This is a genomic window from Bacillus sp. Brlt_9 (assembly GCF_051948935.1).
Taxonomy (GTDB): domain Bacteria; phylum Bacillota; class Bacilli; order Bacillales; family Bacillaceae_G; genus Bacillus_A.
In genome coordinates this window covers 204,536-221,521 of sequence record NZ_JAYJLO010000006.1, presented here as the reverse complement: position 1 = coordinate 221,521, position 16,986 = coordinate 204,536, and the positions used below count along the sequence as shown (strand labels likewise).

Genomic DNA, 16,986 nt, shown 5'->3' with positions numbered 1-16,986 from the left:
CCCCCCCGCTAATTATGAGTCTTAACTAATTGGGCTTTTAAGGGCTGCCCGGCAAATAGCTGGATAAGTTAAAACCTGAAATAAATAAATGGATTATATGTTGAGTTAATCAAGTACATAACCGAAATCATAAATAATGTTAGTAATAATACAGGACGTACAAATTGCATCGTGAACATGTACGTTTTTGGTGCAAGTTCTAGTATGTTTTTCATTCGTTTTAAAATTGGTGTCGCTGCGATAAAGGCAATGAGAAATACGATAATGTATTCATGTACGTATAACATTGTATTGTCATCAATGAGAGATTGCCCATCTATGCCGAACATCGCTTTTAAATATTGGAACGAGTAAGCGAAGTTGTCAGCTCGGAAGAACACCCAGCCGATCATAACGATTATTAGTACGTATGCATGTTGCAGCGGTTTCCATAGTTTGTTTAATATTTTTTCGAATCCAGCTTTTTCAATTGAAATAATAAAGCCGTAATATAAGCCCCAGGCGATAAAGGTCCAGCTCGCCCCGTGCCATAAACCAGTTAATCCCCATACGATGAAGAGGTTACGGTAATTCGCTAGTTTTGAAACGCGGTTTCCGCCGAGCGGGATATATATGTAATCGCGGAACCAAGAGCCAAGTGTAATATGCCATCTTCTCCAAAACTCTGAAATAGATTTAGAGATGTATGGGTAGTTGAAGTTTTTCGGGAAATCAAATCCGAACATTTTTCCAAGTCCGATTGCCATATCAGAGTATCCTGAGAAATCGAAATAAATTTGCAGGGTATAGGCGATAATACCGATCCATGCCGTTCCAACACTTATTTCAGATGGTGGTAAGGCAAATATTTTATCGGCGACAAATCCGACTTGGTTGGCGATTAATATCTTTTTTGCTAGCCCTAGAACGAAAATTTGAATACCTTCTGTGAATCGTTCAAAAGAATGGATACGCGTTTTAATTTGCTCAGCGACGATATTGTAACGAACAATTGGTCCGGCAATAAGCTGAGGGAAAATAGATATATATAGCGCTAAGTTAAGTGGATTTTTTTGAACATCCCCATCTTTACGGTATATATCGATGACATAGGACATCGCTTGGAATGTATAAAATGAAATTCCAATTGGTAGTGGAATAGGTTCCACATGAATAGATAAGTGCAAGACGTTGTTTAAAATGTCTGTGAAAAATGAAATATATTTAAAATAAGACAGTAATAAAATATTTCCGACCACAGCCATAATTAAAAATGTGACTTTCATATTTTTTCGTTTATCATAATGATGCACGAGTAGGCCGAAGCAGTAGTTTAATACGATGGAAAAGAGCATTAAAAGAACGAAACGTGGTTCGCCCCATGCATAGAAAATTAAACTAAATGCAAGTAATACGAAATTACGTAGCTCGGCACGCACTATAAAATAGAAAAATAATACGAGAGGTAAAAAGATAAATAAGAAAATCGAACTACTAAATACCAAAGGACTCTCCTCACTTTTTTGAGATACATTTCGTGCAAAAAAAAACCGACATATCTATTATATATTCTTTTATATAATGATGCCTTTAATATTTTAGCATGTTAATAATTCGATTAAAATAATTATTCTATATAATAGAAGGAAAGCGGTATGGAATCCTTTTGACACTCGCTATCTCGATAAGATAAGATGAATAAGGTGTGATTTGTTTAGAAGGGAAGAGATGGTGTGTTATTTAACTCGTTTGAGTTTATTTTTTTATTTTTACCGATAGCATTTCTTTTATATTTTCTATTAAATAAATTGGGACAAACGACTTTAGCGAAAGCTTGGCTTGTGGCAGCATCTTTATTTTTCTATAGTTATTGGAATATAAAATATTTGCCGCTTATGTTAATATCGCTCATTGTGAACTACTTTATTGGAATGAGGCTTGTGAAGCATAAGAGTAAATTCCTTTTAACGGTAGGTTTAATATTTAATATAGGAATGCTTAGTTATTTCAAGTACTATGATTTCTTTTTACAAAATGTGAATTCGTTATTTGGAACTCATTTTACATTATTATCATTAACGTTACCGCTTGCGATTAGTTTCTATACATTCCAAAAGATTGCGTTTTTAGTAGATACATATCGCGGGGAGACGGAGGCATGTCATTTTCTTGATTACGCTCTGTTTGTAACATTTTTCCCGCAACTTATTGCAGGTCCGATTGTGCACCATGCGCAAATTATGCCGCAGTTTGCTGATCGTAGTAAAAAGCGTTGGCAATCGAATTATATCGTTCTCGGTATTTTTGTATTTGCCATCGGTATTTTCAAAAAAGTAGGGATTGCAGATGTTTTATCTCCCGTTGTACGGGAAGGATTTGATGTACAACAGTCGCTAACATTTGTTGAAGCGTGGCTTTCATCATTAGCATTTACATTCCAGCTATACTTTGATTTCAGTGGATATAGCGATATGGCAATTGGGATTGCGTTAATGTTCAATATTAAATTGCCTCAAAACTTTAATTCTCCTTATAAAGCGGTGAGTATACAAGATTTTTGGCATCGTTGGCATATGACATTAAGTCAGTTTTTAACGAAATATGTGTATATTTCTCTTGGAGGAAATCGAAAAGGAATTACGCGTACATACGTCAATATTATGATTGTTTTCTTAATAAGTGGACTTTGGCATGGTGCTGGTTGGACATTTATTTTTTGGGGATTTCTGCACGGATTAGCTTCTGTCGTACATCGTTTGTGGAATAAAGCAGGAGGTCGCATGCCGGCCTGGGCAGGATGGCTCGTGACGTTTTTCTTCATTAATATAACGTGGGTATTCTTTAGAGCAACATCGATGCATGACGCGGTGAAAGTGCTAAAAGGAATGTTTGGATTTAATGGATTCGAACTAGCAAATAGCGTGTTCCCGGTATTTATTATTGAGAAACTACAATTTTTAAAAGAGTACGGTGTGTCATTTACTGAAGCATACCATGTTTCATTATTAAATACGGAAATAGTAGCGTACATTTTCGGGGCATTATGTATTAGTTTCTTCTTAAAAAATTCAATTCAGTTAAAAGACTCATTCCGTCCGACAGTATGGACAGCGTTATTTACTGCAATATTACTTGTGTATAGTGTGTTGCATTTAACGAGTATTAGTGAGTTTTTATACTTTAATTTCTAGGTGGAGAATATGAAAAACAAACAGTGGCTTATTTTCGTTTTTGTATGTGTTTTTGTTCCACTTGCTGGTGTTGGAATATTTAATGGCTATACAGATTCACTTTGGCTATTCTCGCATAAAAATAAGTGGAATGATGTTCAGTTTGGGTTTAATGAGAGACAACAAAAAACGAATTATATAACATATCGTCCGTTTACTTATGATGGCGTTATACTTGGAAGTAGTAGAACGACGTTTATTAATGAAAATGATTTTACCGGATTAAACGCATTTAATTATGCGGTAAGCAGTACAGATCCGCGTGAATACGATGCGTACATTGAATATGCAAAAGAGAGAAAAGGTAGTGAACTATCTTCTATTGTGATTGGTTTAGATTTCCTTGGAACGAACAAAAATAGAGAAATCGGTTTTGATAAACCAGAAGTGTATATTAATGAGGCGCAAGGCTTACTATATCCAATTAAATCGTATGTGAGTATGGATGGGATTACACATTCCCGAAATACAATTCAAAACTCCATTCATCACAATAAAACTATCGATGTATATAATCGTGATAATGTAAAATCGATGCGTGAGTATACGAAAGAAGAGCGTGACGCACAAATTGCCGCGCAAGTAGAGAAATTTAGTAGAGAGATTTATGGCGGGAATTATGAGTATCAAAATATGAAGGAAATATTGGGTACTGTAAAATCTCATAATCCGAATGCAAAGTTTTATATTTTCACAACACCTGTTTCAGAGCCATTGTTCCGTACAATGATTCAATCAGGACGATGGGAAGAGTATAAAAGATGGCTCCATGATGCTGTCGATGTATTTGGAGAAGTACATCATTTCATGTATTTAAATTCGGTAACAAAGAACTTAGATAATTATATGGATGGACATCATTTCAGACCAGAAGTCGGGAAGATGATTGCACATAAAGTTGTAAAAGAAGAAGATAGTAATGTGCCGAAAGATTTCGGTATTGTTATTACGAAAGATAATGTTGATGAGGTGCTGGAGGAAATTCGGGCGTCTTTTCAATAGAATAAAATAGTTTTGTAAAAAAGACTGAATCATAATGTGATTCGGTCTTTTTTACAGGAAACATAGATATGGATGTAGAAATATTAGTTTGGATAAGGGGAGAGGCATAATTAGGGGGAGAAGAATGAGTAAATTCGGATTGTATGGTAAGTTTATTGTGGAAGAAAGTAACCGGGAAGAATTAACGAATATTTTGTTAGAGGCTGCGGAATCAATGAACTCACTTCATAGTTGTGAGGTGTATATTGTAAGTACTTCTGATGACGAGCCGAATGCTGTATATGTTTTTGAAGTATGGAGTAATGAAGAAGCACATAAAGCATCTTTAATGTTAGAGTCTACACAAAATTTAATTAAGCGAGCAAAACCAATGATTACTGGAGCAGAAAGAATGAATACTTTGAATGCTAGAGGCGGTAAAGGGTTGGAATAAAAAAGAAGCAGCATCTAAATGGATGCTGCTTCTTTTATTCTATTTCTAAATCAACAATTAAGTAAGCGAGTATCACAACGAAGAAAATACTAACGGCTGGTGCTGTTAATACGTGTCCAGACATAAAGGCGATACCGAGCGATAAGACGAGTGTGCTAGCTAGTAGCATATGTTTTACGCTAAATAGTTTCTGGAAGTTTGTGATCAAGCGAATGAATATTTTTATACCGAAATAAAGAAGCGGCAGTAAGTACATAAGGAAACCGACAATTCCGAATGCAAAGAATAGGTCGTGGAAATCCATTTCGACTAATTTCATTTTCGTTGTATAGTTACCAGCGTAGCCCATTCCAAATAGTTTTTGAGATAGTGGTGCTTCTTTATAGTATTGTTTGTATACGTTTAAAAACTTGTCACGATCACTATAAATTAAACTCTTCATTTCAGAGTCTGTTAGTTCGCCTTGCTTATGTTCTTCTTCTTGAACTTCTTTACCTTCTTTTCGGTCTTTTTCTTCTTGTGCTGATTTTTTGTATTCATATATTTGTAAGTGGATGCTCATGTTTTTTGCGATAGGAGTTTGCGGTGTAAGAACGAGTAAACCACCTAATACGACAGCAGCAACAACTGTGTTTACAAGATATGTGAATCCTTTTCCTTCTTTTTTACGATGCATCATATATTGAATGAATGAGAATAGTAGTGCAACGCCGAGCGTAACAATAATTGCACCATATCCTACTTTCGTTCCGACCATAAGGCTTGCATACATCGCGAGTACAGTTGGAATCCAGTAATAGAATTTTGAGAAAGACGTTGTTTTATGAATTGAGTATAGGACAACGATTGGGAACATAATTGCAAAAATAGCACTTAAATCATTCCCCGCAAAGAACCAGCCTCTTGAACCGATCTTTGAGTGCGGGTAGCTTTGGAAGTCTGTACCCGTTACCATCGCTGCAATGAGTGAAACACTCAAAATTAATGTTGCATATAAGAAATAGGTAATCATTTTATGAAATACATATTCGTTATTTTTTAATTCCTTTAGTGCGATAATATATCCAAACAGTAGTACAATTGGATATACACTTTTCAAAATAAATTTCACTTCTTCTCCAAATGAAACTGGAGATTTAACCATTAAATTATTCACAAGGCCGATTGCGAGTACGATGCCAAAGAGACATAAATAAAGAATATACTTTTTCGCGCCTTGTTGTTTATGGTGAAGAAGTAGGTAACCTAATGCAAGAAGCATAAAGGCGAAACGGACTACGATTCCGACTGTTGCGCTCATGTGTAATACATAGATTGAAAAAGATGTTAATAAATCTAAGATTGGTTGAAACACGATGAATAGCAGTAGGAAATGCGGGAAGGAATTAGCCGTCTGTTTTAACTTAGTAACCATATGTTCCTCCATTTCTTCATTCCTTTATTTCAGCACCCCTCTATTAATAGGAAGGGGAATGAATTTCTTTTTATATCAGACTTAAGAATACACCATTTCATTGTAATGGTAAATAGATGAGGAGAGGCGATAAACCGACTTTAATTGCTATATTTTTCAACGGAATTGTATGTTTTATACAAGGCTATATACAAAATACAAGATTATTAGACAGAAAATTAAGAAAAAAGAAGGGTTTTTTACCTTCTTTCTATAATTATATAAGTATAATCTTTATGTAGAAAAGAGGGGTATATATAATGGAAGTAACAAGTAAAACAGAATCTGTCATTGTGAAATATGAAGGACACGTTGCAACGGTTATGGTCAATCGCCCAGAGGTGTTAAATGCATTAGATGAGCCAACGTTAAAAGAGTTATTACAAAAACTGAAAGAAGTAGCGGAGAGTTCTGCGCATATTGTTGTGCTATGCGGAAATGGCCGCGGTTTTTCTGCGGGCGGAGATATTAAATCCATGCTTTCAAGTAACGATGAAAGTAAGTTTGATGGTATTATGAATACTATTTCTGAAGTCGTTGTGACTTTATATACGATGCCAAAGCTTGTGATTAGTGCGATTCATGGACCAACTGCTGGTCTTGGATTAAGTATTGCATTAACAGCTGACTATGTGATGGCAGATATTTCATCCATTATTGCGATGAACTTTATTGGAATCGCTTTAATTCCAGATGGTGGCGGCCATTTCTTCCTGCAAAAGCGCGTTGGTGAAAATATGACGAAGCAAATTATTTGGGAAGGAAAGAAATTATCAGCAACAGAAGCGCTTGATATCGGTTTAATTGATGAAGTAATCGGTGAGGATTTCCAAACGGCTGTGAAGCAAAAAATTAGTGAATGGTCACAAAAACCGATCAAAGCAATGGTTCAAACGAAGCAAATTTTATGTGAAGTAAATCGTTCTAATTTAGAACAAACGCTGCAACTTGAAAAACGTGGCCAATATGCGATGAGACAAACAGCGGATCATAAAGAAGGCATTGCTGCATTTTTAGAAAAGCGTTTGCCAGCATTTAAAGGGGAATAAAGTGAAATTTGAATGAATAATAGTTTTACTACCGTTAATTTAAGGTAAAGGGGAGAAAGTGCTAACACATTTTAGTATAATTGTGTTAGCACTTTTTTTAAGGAGTAATATATGAAGAAACTTATCGGTGTTATCGGTATGATTGTAATAGCATATTATGCTTTGCATAGTACGCCATCTATGGCGGTACGGACTGCTTTGTTTTTTGAAGGACATCCAAGCGTTGCGTTTTCTGACGGGGTGACGAAAGAAACAGATGTGAAAAAAGAAGCAATTCCAGCCGAATACCAAACTTTATATGGCAAGGAAGAAGAAGGATCAGAGCACTATTTCTTTCCGCACGTAAGAGCAAAAGGATCAGGAATTGATATGATTAGTGCATGTGTGACGAAGAAATGGTTTTTCTATACAGCAGAGCTCGGATGTTATTAAACATAGGAGGATAAATGATGTCAGCATATAACAAGTTAGTAAGAGATCGTGTTCCAGAGAAGATTTTAATGTCTGGAAAAACATATACAGCACAAAAGCTAACAGGACACGCATACATACAAGCTTTAGCGAAAATTGGCACAGAAGAAATTCGTGAATTTGCTTCTATGAAAGAGCGTGAACATGCGCTTGATTCTCTTGCGGATGCACTGGAAGTGATCATTTCATTAGCACGTGCAGAAGGTGCAACCATTGAAGATGTAGAACGTCTTCGTAAGAAAAAAGAAATAGAGCGCGGTGGGTTTGAAAGAGGCATTTATTTATTAGATGTTTCAGAAGAATAGTTTTGTAAGGGAAGCATAGCGTTAGTGAGTAACGCTATGCTTTTTTGTTGCAATTAAACTAATAATGAAGAAGATAGCTGTTAATACCCAGCCAATTGTAATAGAAGTAGTAGTGTAAACTGCATAAGAAACTTGTAAACAAAATAATGATGCTAAAAACCAAATGAGTGCAATGTGTACATGTTTTTTTGATATATTCATATTTCATAACTCCTTTTGTATACTAAAGTGAATTTTACTATAATTTAGAAAATTAAGCTATATGAGTAGAGGTTTTCTAGCAAATTTTGTATACTGAATAGTAGAGAAAATGAGGAGGAAACAACAATGGCACATCATGCGAAAGAAACGATGGAACTGATTAAGGAGCTTGTCTCTATTCCGAGTCCGTCTGGGAATACAGAGAAAATCATTCGTTTTATTGAAAACTATGTAAGTGAGTGGAACGTAGAAACAAAGCGTAACAATAAAGGCGCTCTTATTTTAACGGTAAAAGGGAAAAATGATGCACAGCACCGTTTATTAACAGCACACGTTGACACGTTAGGTGCAATGGTGAAAGAAATTAAGCCTGACGGTCGTCTAAGTCTTTCTATGATTGGCGGATTTCGCTGGAACTCTGTAGAAGGGGAATATTGCGAAATTGAAACATCAAGCGGTAAGACGTATACAGGAACGATTTTAATGCATCAAACATCTGTCCATGTATATAAAGACGCAGGTGAAGCGAAACGTGATGAGAAAAATATTGAGGTTCGTATTGATGAGCGTGTCTTTTCAGCTGATGAAGTACGCGAATTAGGAATTGAAGTAGGAGACTTCGTTTCATTCGACCCACGCGTTCAAATTACAAAGAGTGGATACATAAAATCACGTCATTTAGATGACAAAGTAAGTGTTGCGATTTTATTAAAATTAATTAAGAGATTACAAGACGAAAACATAACATTACCATATACAACTCATTTCTTAATTTCTAATAATGAAGAGATTGGATACGGTGGTAATTCTAATATTCCAGAAGAAACGGTTGAATATTTAGCAGTTGATATGGGGGCGTTAGGTGATGGACAAGCATCTGACGAATATACAGTATCTATTTGTGCAAAAGATTCTAGCGGGCCGTATCATTATGCGCTACGTAAACATTTAGTAGAGCTTGCGAAGACGAACAATATTGAATATAAAGTAGATATTTATCCATACTATGGATCGGATGCGTCAGCTGCGATTCACGCTGGATTTGATGTGAAACATGCATTAATTGGAGCGGGTATTGATTCTTCTCATGCATTTGAGCGCACACATGAAAGTTCGATTGCTCATACAGAAGCACTTGTTTATTCATATGTATTATCAGAGATGATTACGGAATAAGAAAAGAAATAGGCTGCTAGGGGTAGCCTATTTTTTGTTTGCAGGGAAATCGACTGTATGTAACAAAAAGTAATTTATCCCGCTTTAATGGGCAGTAAGCCCCCCACCTCGAAATTCAGCGAAAGCAAAGAAGTTAGGTGGGGGATCAACTGCCCATAAAAGTCCGATTGGTTCAACTAATAATCAGTGGGGGATGAAGAAAACCCCCACTGATTAAAGTTTCACTTTATTTTACAATATTAAGAAAGTAGGTTTACTACATAATTCGAGTATTATAAAATGATAGAGGCGCACTAATTTTTTTTGTCTGGGTTTATTCTGATTTATATATTAAGATTACGCGTTATTAAAGATGATTGTTGAGAGGAGTATTATTTTTTATGAAGTATCGTGCAGTCGCGGCAGGTATTTTAGCCGCAAGTTTATTATCGTCTCCAGTAAGTAGTTTCGCAGCAGCGAAGAAGTTTTCGGATGTTCCTACATGGGCGCAAGAATCAGTTGATTATTTAGTAGGTAAAAAAGCGCTTGATGGAAAGCCAGATGGAACGTTTTCTCCGTCTGAAGCAGTAGATAGAGGATCAGCTGCAAAAATCTTAGCAGTCGTTCTTGGTTTACCAATTGATCCAAAAGCAAAGCCATCTTTTAAAGATGCACAAAGCCATTGGGCAGCTCCGTACATCGCTGCAGTGGAAAAAGCAGGTGTAATTACTGGAGATGGTACTGGGAAATTTAGTCCATTCAGCCAAATTAACCGTGCATCTATGGCATCTATGTTAGTACAAGCATATTCATTAGATAAGAAAATTATTGGAGAACTTCCAACAGAGTTTAAAGATTTGGAACCTCATTGGGGTAAGAAACAAGCTAATATTTTAGTAGCTTTAGAGATTTCTAAGGGTACGGGAAATGGCTGGAATCCTGAAGGAACTGTAACTCGTGCAGAAGCAGCTCAGTTCATTGCGATGGCTGATAAAGATAAAACAAATACATCAAAAAGAATGTATATGAACAGAAACTTTATTACATATCATCAACCATCATTATCATCTGGTATTACTGATGTTCAGCACAAGCCACAAATGGTTGTAGTGAAAGAACAAAGAGCAGACGGCTGGTTAAAAATTGTAACAAGTAAAGGTGAGAAGTGGACACCTATACAAGAAAAAACAGAAACGATTCATGAAGAATTTACTGCTTATGCAGAAGCTTCACATAGTTCTAAAGTGCTAGGTACATATAATGCACAAACAGTAACGATTATGGAAGAGAGTGGCAGCTGGATTCGTATCCGCGTAGGCGCTGGATTCCAGTGGGTTGATAAAAATCAATTAAACCCAGTGAAGCAAGGTAACTTCTTAGAAGGTAAAGCGATTATTATTGATCCAGGTCACGGTGGAATTGACTCGGGTAATCCTGGTTATTATGAGAAAGAAAGTGAAACGGTATTAGATGTATCATTACGATTACAGAAAATATTTGAGAAAAAGACACCATTTACTGTGATGTTCACTCGTACAGATAATACACGTCCAGGAACAAGTGGTCCTGATTCATTAAAGAAACGTGTAGAATTTGCACAGAAACATAATGGAGATATTTTTGTAAGTATCCATGGTAACGGTACGGATGATAAAAAAGGACACGGTACAGAAACATTCTATTATGCAGCAGCACCGACAAGATCAACGAATCCATATGTAGCTGAAAGTCGTTTATTAGCACAAAAAATTCAAGACCGTCTTGTGAAAGCACTTGGAACAACAGACCGTGGTGTGAAAAAAGGTGATCTATATGTAATTAGAGAAAATACAATGCCAGCTGTCTTAACAGAATTAGCATTTGTAGATAATAAAAGTGATGCAGATAAAATTGCTACACCAAAGCAGAGACAAGCTGCAGCAGAAGCGATTTACCAAGGTATTTTAGATTACTACGAAGCAATGGGTAATAACGTATCTTCTTTCCGTTAATAAGTCAAGAGAGATTGCCAATAGGCAGTCTCTTTTATTTATTAACGTTTCTCTTTATTTCCGGCATGTGATATCATTTAATTTTATATAAAAAAGTACTGTAGTAATTGTAATTATAACGATATAGAGGATGATAATAGATTGAATAATCATAGTAAAACACCTGCATGTATATATACGTACGCATTTCGCGAGGAGGAGCGTGCTTTATGTTACTTGGAAATGCGCTCGTTCTTTGGAACGGAGTCTCACGTTAATATTTTGAAAAGTGATGTCAAAATTGACCCGAGTAGAAGTGCGTTTATGAAAGAGCGCGTTGAGGTTATGTATGAAGGAGACGACTTAGAAAGCATTTTAAAACAAGTAGAACAAATTGATTTGGCGGGGGCGTCATTTAAAGTTATATTCGTTAAAATCAATGACCTCGTTGGAGAGAATAAAATTGAATATGGAGAAAGACGTCTTATTGAACGAGACCTTGGCATGCATATTGAAGGAGAGGCGGATGTTCGTAATCCAGAGCGTGTATTCGGGATTGTTCCTCTTGGAGGACGCTGGTACTTCGGGCACTATGTAGAAAGTGAGCCAGTTTGGTATCATCACATAAAAAAACCGCATAGTTATTCGACATCTCTAAGCACACGTGTTGCGAGATCAGTTGCAAATATCGCTGTACCAAATCCAGATGGAGTACGAGCAATTGACCCGTGCTGTGGTATTGGAACAGTAGTAGTAGAAGCACTTTCTATGGGAATTAACATCGTTGGTAGAGATATAAATCCACTTGTAGTGCTTGGAACGAGAAAGAACATCGCACATTTCGGGTTTGAAGGAACAGTAACAAAAGGTCCAATCGAGGAAATTACTGAGAACTACGACGTTGCTATTATCGATATGCCGTACGACTTATTTACGCACGCAACACCAGAAGACCAGCTCTCCATTCTTTCAAGCGCGCGCCGCATCGCTAAAAAGGTAGTCGTTGTCACGATGGAAACAATGGACGACATGATCCATGAAGCAGGATTCGAAATTACAGATCGCTGTGTTACAAGAAAAGGATCATTTACTAGACAAATACTTGTTTGTGAATAAGAAGAGAAGGTCACCCGTTTGGGTGACCTTTTTTTGGTTTGTATTGATGTGTGATTGGTTGGTGGTTTAGAAGGGAGGGGTGACGTGGTTTGTCGAATGGTCGATATTTCTTGTCGAATCGCCGATATATGATAAGTTGTGATTGATATATTTGAAAAATCGCTGATATATTCCGAGAATCGTTCAATATCTTTATATTATTATATTAATCTTCTTTTGACTTCTCCTGTTGCTCCGCTAATAAATTGCGTAAGACGTGTCCGCGGTAACTTTCTAGTTTTCGCCCTTCGTGATAGCGCACACCTAATTTTTTTAGTTCGGCTACGTACCAGCCTTTTGTTCCGTAATACATTGGATCACTTCCTTTTTGCTTTTGAACAGTATATGTTGGGGGTGGAAGTAACTTTCCAATGAAAATAATGAGCCTAGTTGTATCAAGGTGTTCCATAAAATAATTTCTGGACAGTGTATAAAAAAATAGACAGTAGTGTATGCTTTTTTACACAATGTATACAAATTTATACCTTATGCGTTGGCATGATATTTGCAATAAAAAGAGTATCAACATATAGGGGAGAGATAGAAATGAAGGTTAGTAAAGTGTACACGACAATTGATGCTCACGTAGCCGGGGAGCCGCTTCGAATTATTACAGGCGGCGTGCCAGAAATAAAAGGAGAAACGCAGCTAGAAAGACGCGCGTACTGTATGGAACATTTGGATCATCTTCGCGAAATTCTTATGTATGAACCGAGAGGACATCACGGTATGTACGGTTGTATCATTACTCCGCCTGCGAGTGCTCACGCTGATTTTGGCGTATTATTTATGCACAATGAAGGCTGGAGTACGATGTGTGGGCACGGCATTATTGCTGTTATTACAGTCGGAATTGAAACTGGTATGTTTGAAGTGACAGGTGAGAAACAAAAATTCATTATTGATAGCCCTGCTGGGGAAGTCATTGCGTACGCAAAATATAACGGGAGCGAAGTAGATTCTGTATCATTTGAAAATGTTCCTTCTTTTGTATATAAGAAAGACGTTCCTATTAAAATAGATGACTACGAATTTCAAGTAGATATTGCATTTGGCGGAGCATTTTACGCGGTAGTAGATAGTAAAGAATTTGGTTTGAAAGTTGATTTCAAAGACTTATCTGCTATTCAAGCGTGGGGCGGTAAAATTAAGCGCTACATCGAGAGCCAAATGGAAGTGAAGCATCCACTTGAAGCAGGATTAAAAGGAATATACGGCGTTATTTTTTCAGATGAACCGAAAGGGGAAGGCGCAACTTTACGAAATGTAACAATCTTCGCTGATGGGCAAGTAGATCGTTCTCCTTGCGGCACAGGAACTTCCGCAAGAATCGCAACTCTTTTTGAAAAAGATGCCCTACAAAAGAGAGAAATTTTCGTCCATGAATGCATTACTGACGGGAAATTCAAGGGAGAAGTATTGTCGGTAACCGCAGTAGACACATATGAAGCTGTCGTTCCGAAAGTAACAGGGAATGCATTTATTACAGGATTTCATCAGTTCGTTGTAGATCCGAGAGATGATTTGAATCGGGGATTTTTGTTAGGATAGAAGGAGGAGGTGGAAAGATATGCTAGTCATAAGCGCGAACGAACAAAGAAACTTAGTAAATATGAACGAAGTTATTGAATACGCGGCGCTTGCTTTAAAAGAATTTTCCGCAGAAAGAACGATCACACCAATACGTACTTCACTACCATTTGCGAACGAGCAAAATACGGCATTAATTATGCCTTCAGTAGCGGAAGGACTTGAGGCACTTGGCTTAAAAGTAGTAACAGTAGTCCCCGAGAACAAAAAGATAGGAAAGAAAACGATAAACGGGATTGTGATGCTATCAGACTTTCAAACGGGAGAACCGCTCGCACTTTTAGAAGGATCCTACTTAACGATGATTCGAACAGGCGCCCTATCAGGAGTAGCGACAAAACATTTAGCGCGTCATAACGCAAAAACTTTATGCATCATCGGGACAGGCGAACAGGCGAAGGGAATTGCCGAAGCTGTATTTGCGGTGAGAGATATCGAAAAAGTCATTTTATACAATCGAACAGAAGAAAAGGCGTATGCATTCTCGCAATATATACAAGAGAGATTCAATAAACCTGCTTATGTTCACACAAATGCAAATGAAGCAATAAGCGAAGCAGACATCATCGTTACAACTACGAACGCATCCACACCAGTCTTCTCTGAAAAACTACAACAAGGCGTCCACATAAACGCCGTCGGCTCATTCAGGCCAAGCATGCAAGAACTACCATCTCACGCCATCACAAGCGCAAACAAAGTAGTAGTCGAATCAAAAGAAGCAGCACTAGAAGAAACAGGAGATCTTCAAGTTCCAGTGCGAGAAGGTTTATTTGAAGCGAGCGACATCTACGCTGAACTTGGACAAATCATTAGTGGAGAAAAAGCTGGTAGAGAGAGCGATGAAGAGATTACTATTTTTAAATCAGTTGGTTTGGCGGTAGTGGATATAATTGTTGCGAAGTATTTGTATGAGAGAGCAGTGGAGCAGGGAGTTGGGAATAGGATTGAGTTTTGAGGGACTGCCTTTTGGTGGTCTTTTTTGTTTGGTGTTTGGTGCAGTTGTGGGATTAGTTAATAGTTTTGGAGGTAGCTTTCGCGAAAATTGTCGGTAAGTCGATATGTTGTGTCGAATCGTCGATATATTCGGAGTTGTGATCGATATAATTGGATAATCGTTGATATATTTTTTTTGGGTGTGGTATTCATTGGCAGGATGAGCTTAATGATATGTTGGAACACGTGAATCCTTTGCAGATATCAAATTATTAATTCAATTAGCTTATGAAACAAACTGCACCTCTAACAATTAGAGGTGCAGCTTTTTTACCATTCCCGCCATTCTTCTGTTATATCTTCTTCGGATTCTAAGCCAGCTATTTGTGCTGCTGTATCGATAAATTCATAGAGGTCTTCTCTTTCCATTGTTTCGATAAAATGGTCATGTTCGATATTTAGTTCATTTAATTTAATAACGACCTCTTTAACAAATTGCATTACTTCGACTTCGGTTGGGTTCTCCCCTAATTGCTGCAAATTGTTAATGTAAGTGTCAAGAGCCGTATTTGTTGCACCTATATTTTCTTTAGTGAAAAATTCCCCATCTTCATCATACTCAACCCATGAGGTTGTTGGTTTGTTTTTTTTCAATTCATCAAATGTCATGATAACCTCCTAAATGTGTTTTTTGTCTTTAATTTCATTCTACATTTTTGATTATATATAACAATTATTTTAGAGGGTGTTTTTTTAGGTTGCTAGTTTAGGTGGCATTTTAAGAATATTTAGGGTTAACTATATTGTTTTATTCGGAAAGATAGTATAATCATATTGCTGGAATGATTATACAATTTTTGTCATGGATTATCCAAAAAAAATGTAGGAACGGACAAAAGTTGTCTACCTTCTTATGGTATAGTAATTGTGTAATTAAGTGGAAGAATAAGGATAAACACTATAGTTAAGACGTATAGTTTTAAAAAGCAATATATTATGTTTTTTATAAAGGTTGGTGTGGGATTTGAATGAACGTGAGAAAAAAACAATAAGGCTTTTATCTTTATATGATCGTCTATGTAAGGGGAATGTGTTAATAAAGAAAGATGAAATAGACAATTTTGGAGTTCATCCAAAAACAATGAAAAGAGATTTAGAAGAAATAGAGTTGTATTTAGAAATGAATTCGGGTAATTCACTACAATTAGAACAGGACGATAAAAAACAACAAGTTCACTTGTCGCGAAGTAGTGATTTATGGCTTAGCAAAGAAGAAATCCTATCATTAGGAAAAGTTTTGCTAGAAACAAGAGCTTTTTCGAAGGATGAAATGAATACGTTACTTGATAAAATTATAAATCAGTCGGCGCCGAAAGATCGCGATTTTATTAAAGACGTTATGAGAAATGAACGCTATCATTATGAACCTCTGCAACATCAACGTTCTTTACAACAAATGATATGGGATATTAGTGAAGCAGTTAGAACGAAGAAGGTACTGGAAATGGAGTACAAAAAAGAAACAGCAACAGAAGCGATTAAAAGACAAGTAAAACCAGTAGGAATTCTATTTTCTGAGTATTATTTTTACTTAGCGGCTTTTCCGGTAGAACGTGACTTTGAATTCCCAACGATTTATAGGATGGATCGAATCGCAAACTATGAAATTCAAAAGGAACATTTTAAGGTCAACTATACAGATCGTTTTGAAGAAGGCGAATTTCGAAAGAAAATTCAATTTATGCATTCAGGACCATTAATGGATCTTACATTCCGTTTTTCAGGCGCATCACTACAAGCTGTACTAGATCGTCTTCCAACTGCGCGCGTCGTATCTCAAGATGACGATGGTGCCATTATTGAAGCAAAAGTATTTGGTAAGGGAATCAAAATGTGGTTACTCAGCCAAGGACCTTTTGTTGAAGTGCTGAAGCCAGTGGAGTTTCGGGAGGAGATGAGGGAGAGTTTGGGGGAGATGCTTGGGAAGTATGAATAGAGGTAAAGGACAGTCGAAATTTAAAAATGAGTTACTATTATATATTTTAATGCAGTTATCA

General features: G+C 36.7%; 17 protein-coding genes. 12 read left to right on the top strand and 5 right to left on the bottom strand.

Annotation, left to right across the window (positions count from 1 at the left end; all coding sequences use genetic code 11):
* Positions 1-68: 68 nt before the first annotated feature.
* On the bottom strand, positions 69-1,484 hold the full coding sequence (locus VF726_RS22965) for an MBOAT family O-acyltransferase (RefSeq protein WP_440172416.1): 1,416 nt from the start codon (positions 1,482-1,484) through the stop codon (positions 69-71).
* Positions 1,485-1,712: 228 nt separating this feature from the next.
* On the opposite strand from VF726_RS22965, the gene VF726_RS22960 reads away from it, so the two are divergent.
* The 3 genes from VF726_RS22960 (at position 1,713) to VF726_RS22950 (ending at position 4,644) form a co-directional block, all read left to right on the top strand.
* A complete protein-coding gene (locus tag VF726_RS22960) occupies positions 1,713-3,170 on the top strand; it encodes an MBOAT family O-acyltransferase (RefSeq protein ID WP_151631513.1) in 1,458 nt (485 codons plus the stop codon).
* A 9-nt stretch (positions 3,171-3,179) separates the two neighbouring features.
* Entirely contained in the window at positions 3,180-4,211 is a 1,032-nt protein-coding gene (locus VF726_RS22955; RefSeq protein WP_440172414.1) for a hypothetical protein, read from the top strand.
* A 124-nt stretch (positions 4,212-4,335) separates the two neighbouring features.
* The gene (locus tag VF726_RS22950) at positions 4,336-4,644 is read left to right on the top strand and encodes a putative quinol monooxygenase (protein WP_440172412.1); all 309 of its coding nucleotides are present in this window, start codon (positions 4,336-4,338) and stop codon (positions 4,642-4,644) included.
* A 34-nt stretch (positions 4,645-4,678) separates the two neighbouring features.
* On the opposite strand, the gene VF726_RS22945 is transcribed toward VF726_RS22950, so the two are convergent.
* Positions 4,679-6,058 (bottom strand): O-antigen ligase family protein, encoded by a 1,380-nt coding sequence (locus VF726_RS22945; protein ID WP_440172409.1) that lies wholly within the window; start codon positions 6,056-6,058, stop codon positions 4,679-4,681.
* Positions 6,059-6,357: 299 nt separating this feature from the next.
* Between VF726_RS22945 and VF726_RS22940 the strand changes: the two genes are divergently transcribed.
* The 3 genes from VF726_RS22940 to VF726_RS22930 all read left to right on the top strand — a co-directional run bounded on the left by VF726_RS22940 (position 6,358) and on the right by VF726_RS22930 (position 7,922).
* A complete protein-coding gene (locus VF726_RS22940; RefSeq protein WP_098667804.1) occupies positions 6,358-7,146 on the top strand; it encodes an enoyl-CoA hydratase in 789 nt (262 codons plus the stop codon).
* 111 nt (positions 7,147-7,257) lie between these two features.
* Positions 7,258-7,578: a hypothetical protein gene (locus VF726_RS22935; RefSeq protein ID WP_440172405.1), complete on the top strand. Its 321-nt coding sequence runs from the start codon at positions 7,258-7,260 to the stop codon at positions 7,576-7,578.
* 17 nt (positions 7,579-7,595) lie between these two features.
* On the top strand, positions 7,596-7,922 hold the full coding sequence (locus VF726_RS22930) for a nucleoside triphosphate pyrophosphohydrolase (protein ID WP_429600902.1): 327 nt from the start codon (positions 7,596-7,598) through the stop codon (positions 7,920-7,922).
* Between the two features lie 21 nt (positions 7,923-7,943).
* On the opposite strand, the gene VF726_RS22925 is transcribed toward VF726_RS22930, so the two are convergent.
* A complete protein-coding gene (locus VF726_RS22925) occupies positions 7,944-8,123 on the bottom strand; it encodes a hypothetical protein (RefSeq protein WP_440172402.1) in 180 nt (59 codons plus the stop codon).
* A 126-nt stretch (positions 8,124-8,249) separates the two neighbouring features.
* Here VF726_RS22925 and VF726_RS22920 point away from each other — a divergent pair, with 126 nt between their 5' ends.
* The 3 genes from VF726_RS22920 (at position 8,250) to VF726_RS22910 (ending at position 12,364) form a co-directional block, all read left to right on the top strand.
* A complete protein-coding gene (locus tag VF726_RS22920; RefSeq protein ID WP_440172399.1) occupies positions 8,250-9,299 on the top strand; it encodes a M42 family metallopeptidase in 1,050 nt (349 codons plus the stop codon).
* Between the two features lie 380 nt (positions 9,300-9,679).
* Complete coding sequence (locus VF726_RS22915) at positions 9,680-11,269, top strand: N-acetylmuramoyl-L-alanine amidase (RefSeq protein ID WP_440172397.1); 1,590 nt, start codon at positions 9,680-9,682, stop codon at positions 11,267-11,269.
* A gap of 141 nt (positions 11,270-11,410) precedes the next feature.
* Positions 11,411-12,364, top strand: coding sequence for a TRM11 family SAM-dependent methyltransferase (locus tag VF726_RS22910; RefSeq protein ID WP_440172394.1), 954 nt, complete (start codon positions 11,411-11,413; stop codon positions 12,362-12,364).
* Between the two features lie 205 nt (positions 12,365-12,569).
* Here the strand turns inward: VF726_RS22910 and VF726_RS22905 are convergent, their stop codons facing one another.
* Entirely contained in the window at positions 12,570-12,812 is a 243-nt protein-coding gene (locus VF726_RS22905; protein ID WP_440172391.1) for a YflJ family protein, read from the bottom strand.
* Between the two features lie 89 nt (positions 12,813-12,901).
* Between VF726_RS22905 and VF726_RS22900 the strand changes: the two genes are divergently transcribed.
* Together VF726_RS22900 and VF726_RS22895 are read left to right on the top strand one after the other, a co-directional pair.
* On the top strand, positions 12,902-13,954 hold the full coding sequence (locus VF726_RS22900) for a proline racemase family protein (protein WP_440172388.1): 1,053 nt from the start codon (positions 12,902-12,904) through the stop codon (positions 13,952-13,954).
* Positions 13,955-13,973: 19 nt separating this feature from the next.
* Complete coding sequence (locus VF726_RS22895) at positions 13,974-14,951, top strand: ornithine cyclodeaminase family protein (protein ID WP_440172386.1); 978 nt, start codon at positions 13,974-13,976, stop codon at positions 14,949-14,951.
* A gap of 308 nt (positions 14,952-15,259) precedes the next feature.
* Here the strand turns inward: VF726_RS22895 and VF726_RS22890 are convergent, their stop codons facing one another.
* Entirely contained in the window at positions 15,260-15,598 is a 339-nt protein-coding gene (locus VF726_RS22890) for a hypothetical protein (protein WP_440172384.1), read from the bottom strand.
* Positions 15,599-15,953: 355 nt separating this feature from the next.
* Between VF726_RS22890 and VF726_RS22885 the strand changes: the two genes are divergently transcribed.
* A complete protein-coding gene (locus tag VF726_RS22885; RefSeq protein ID WP_440172382.1) occupies positions 15,954-16,925 on the top strand; it encodes a helix-turn-helix transcriptional regulator in 972 nt (323 codons plus the stop codon).
* The last annotated feature ends 61 nt before the right edge of the window (positions 16,926-16,986 follow it).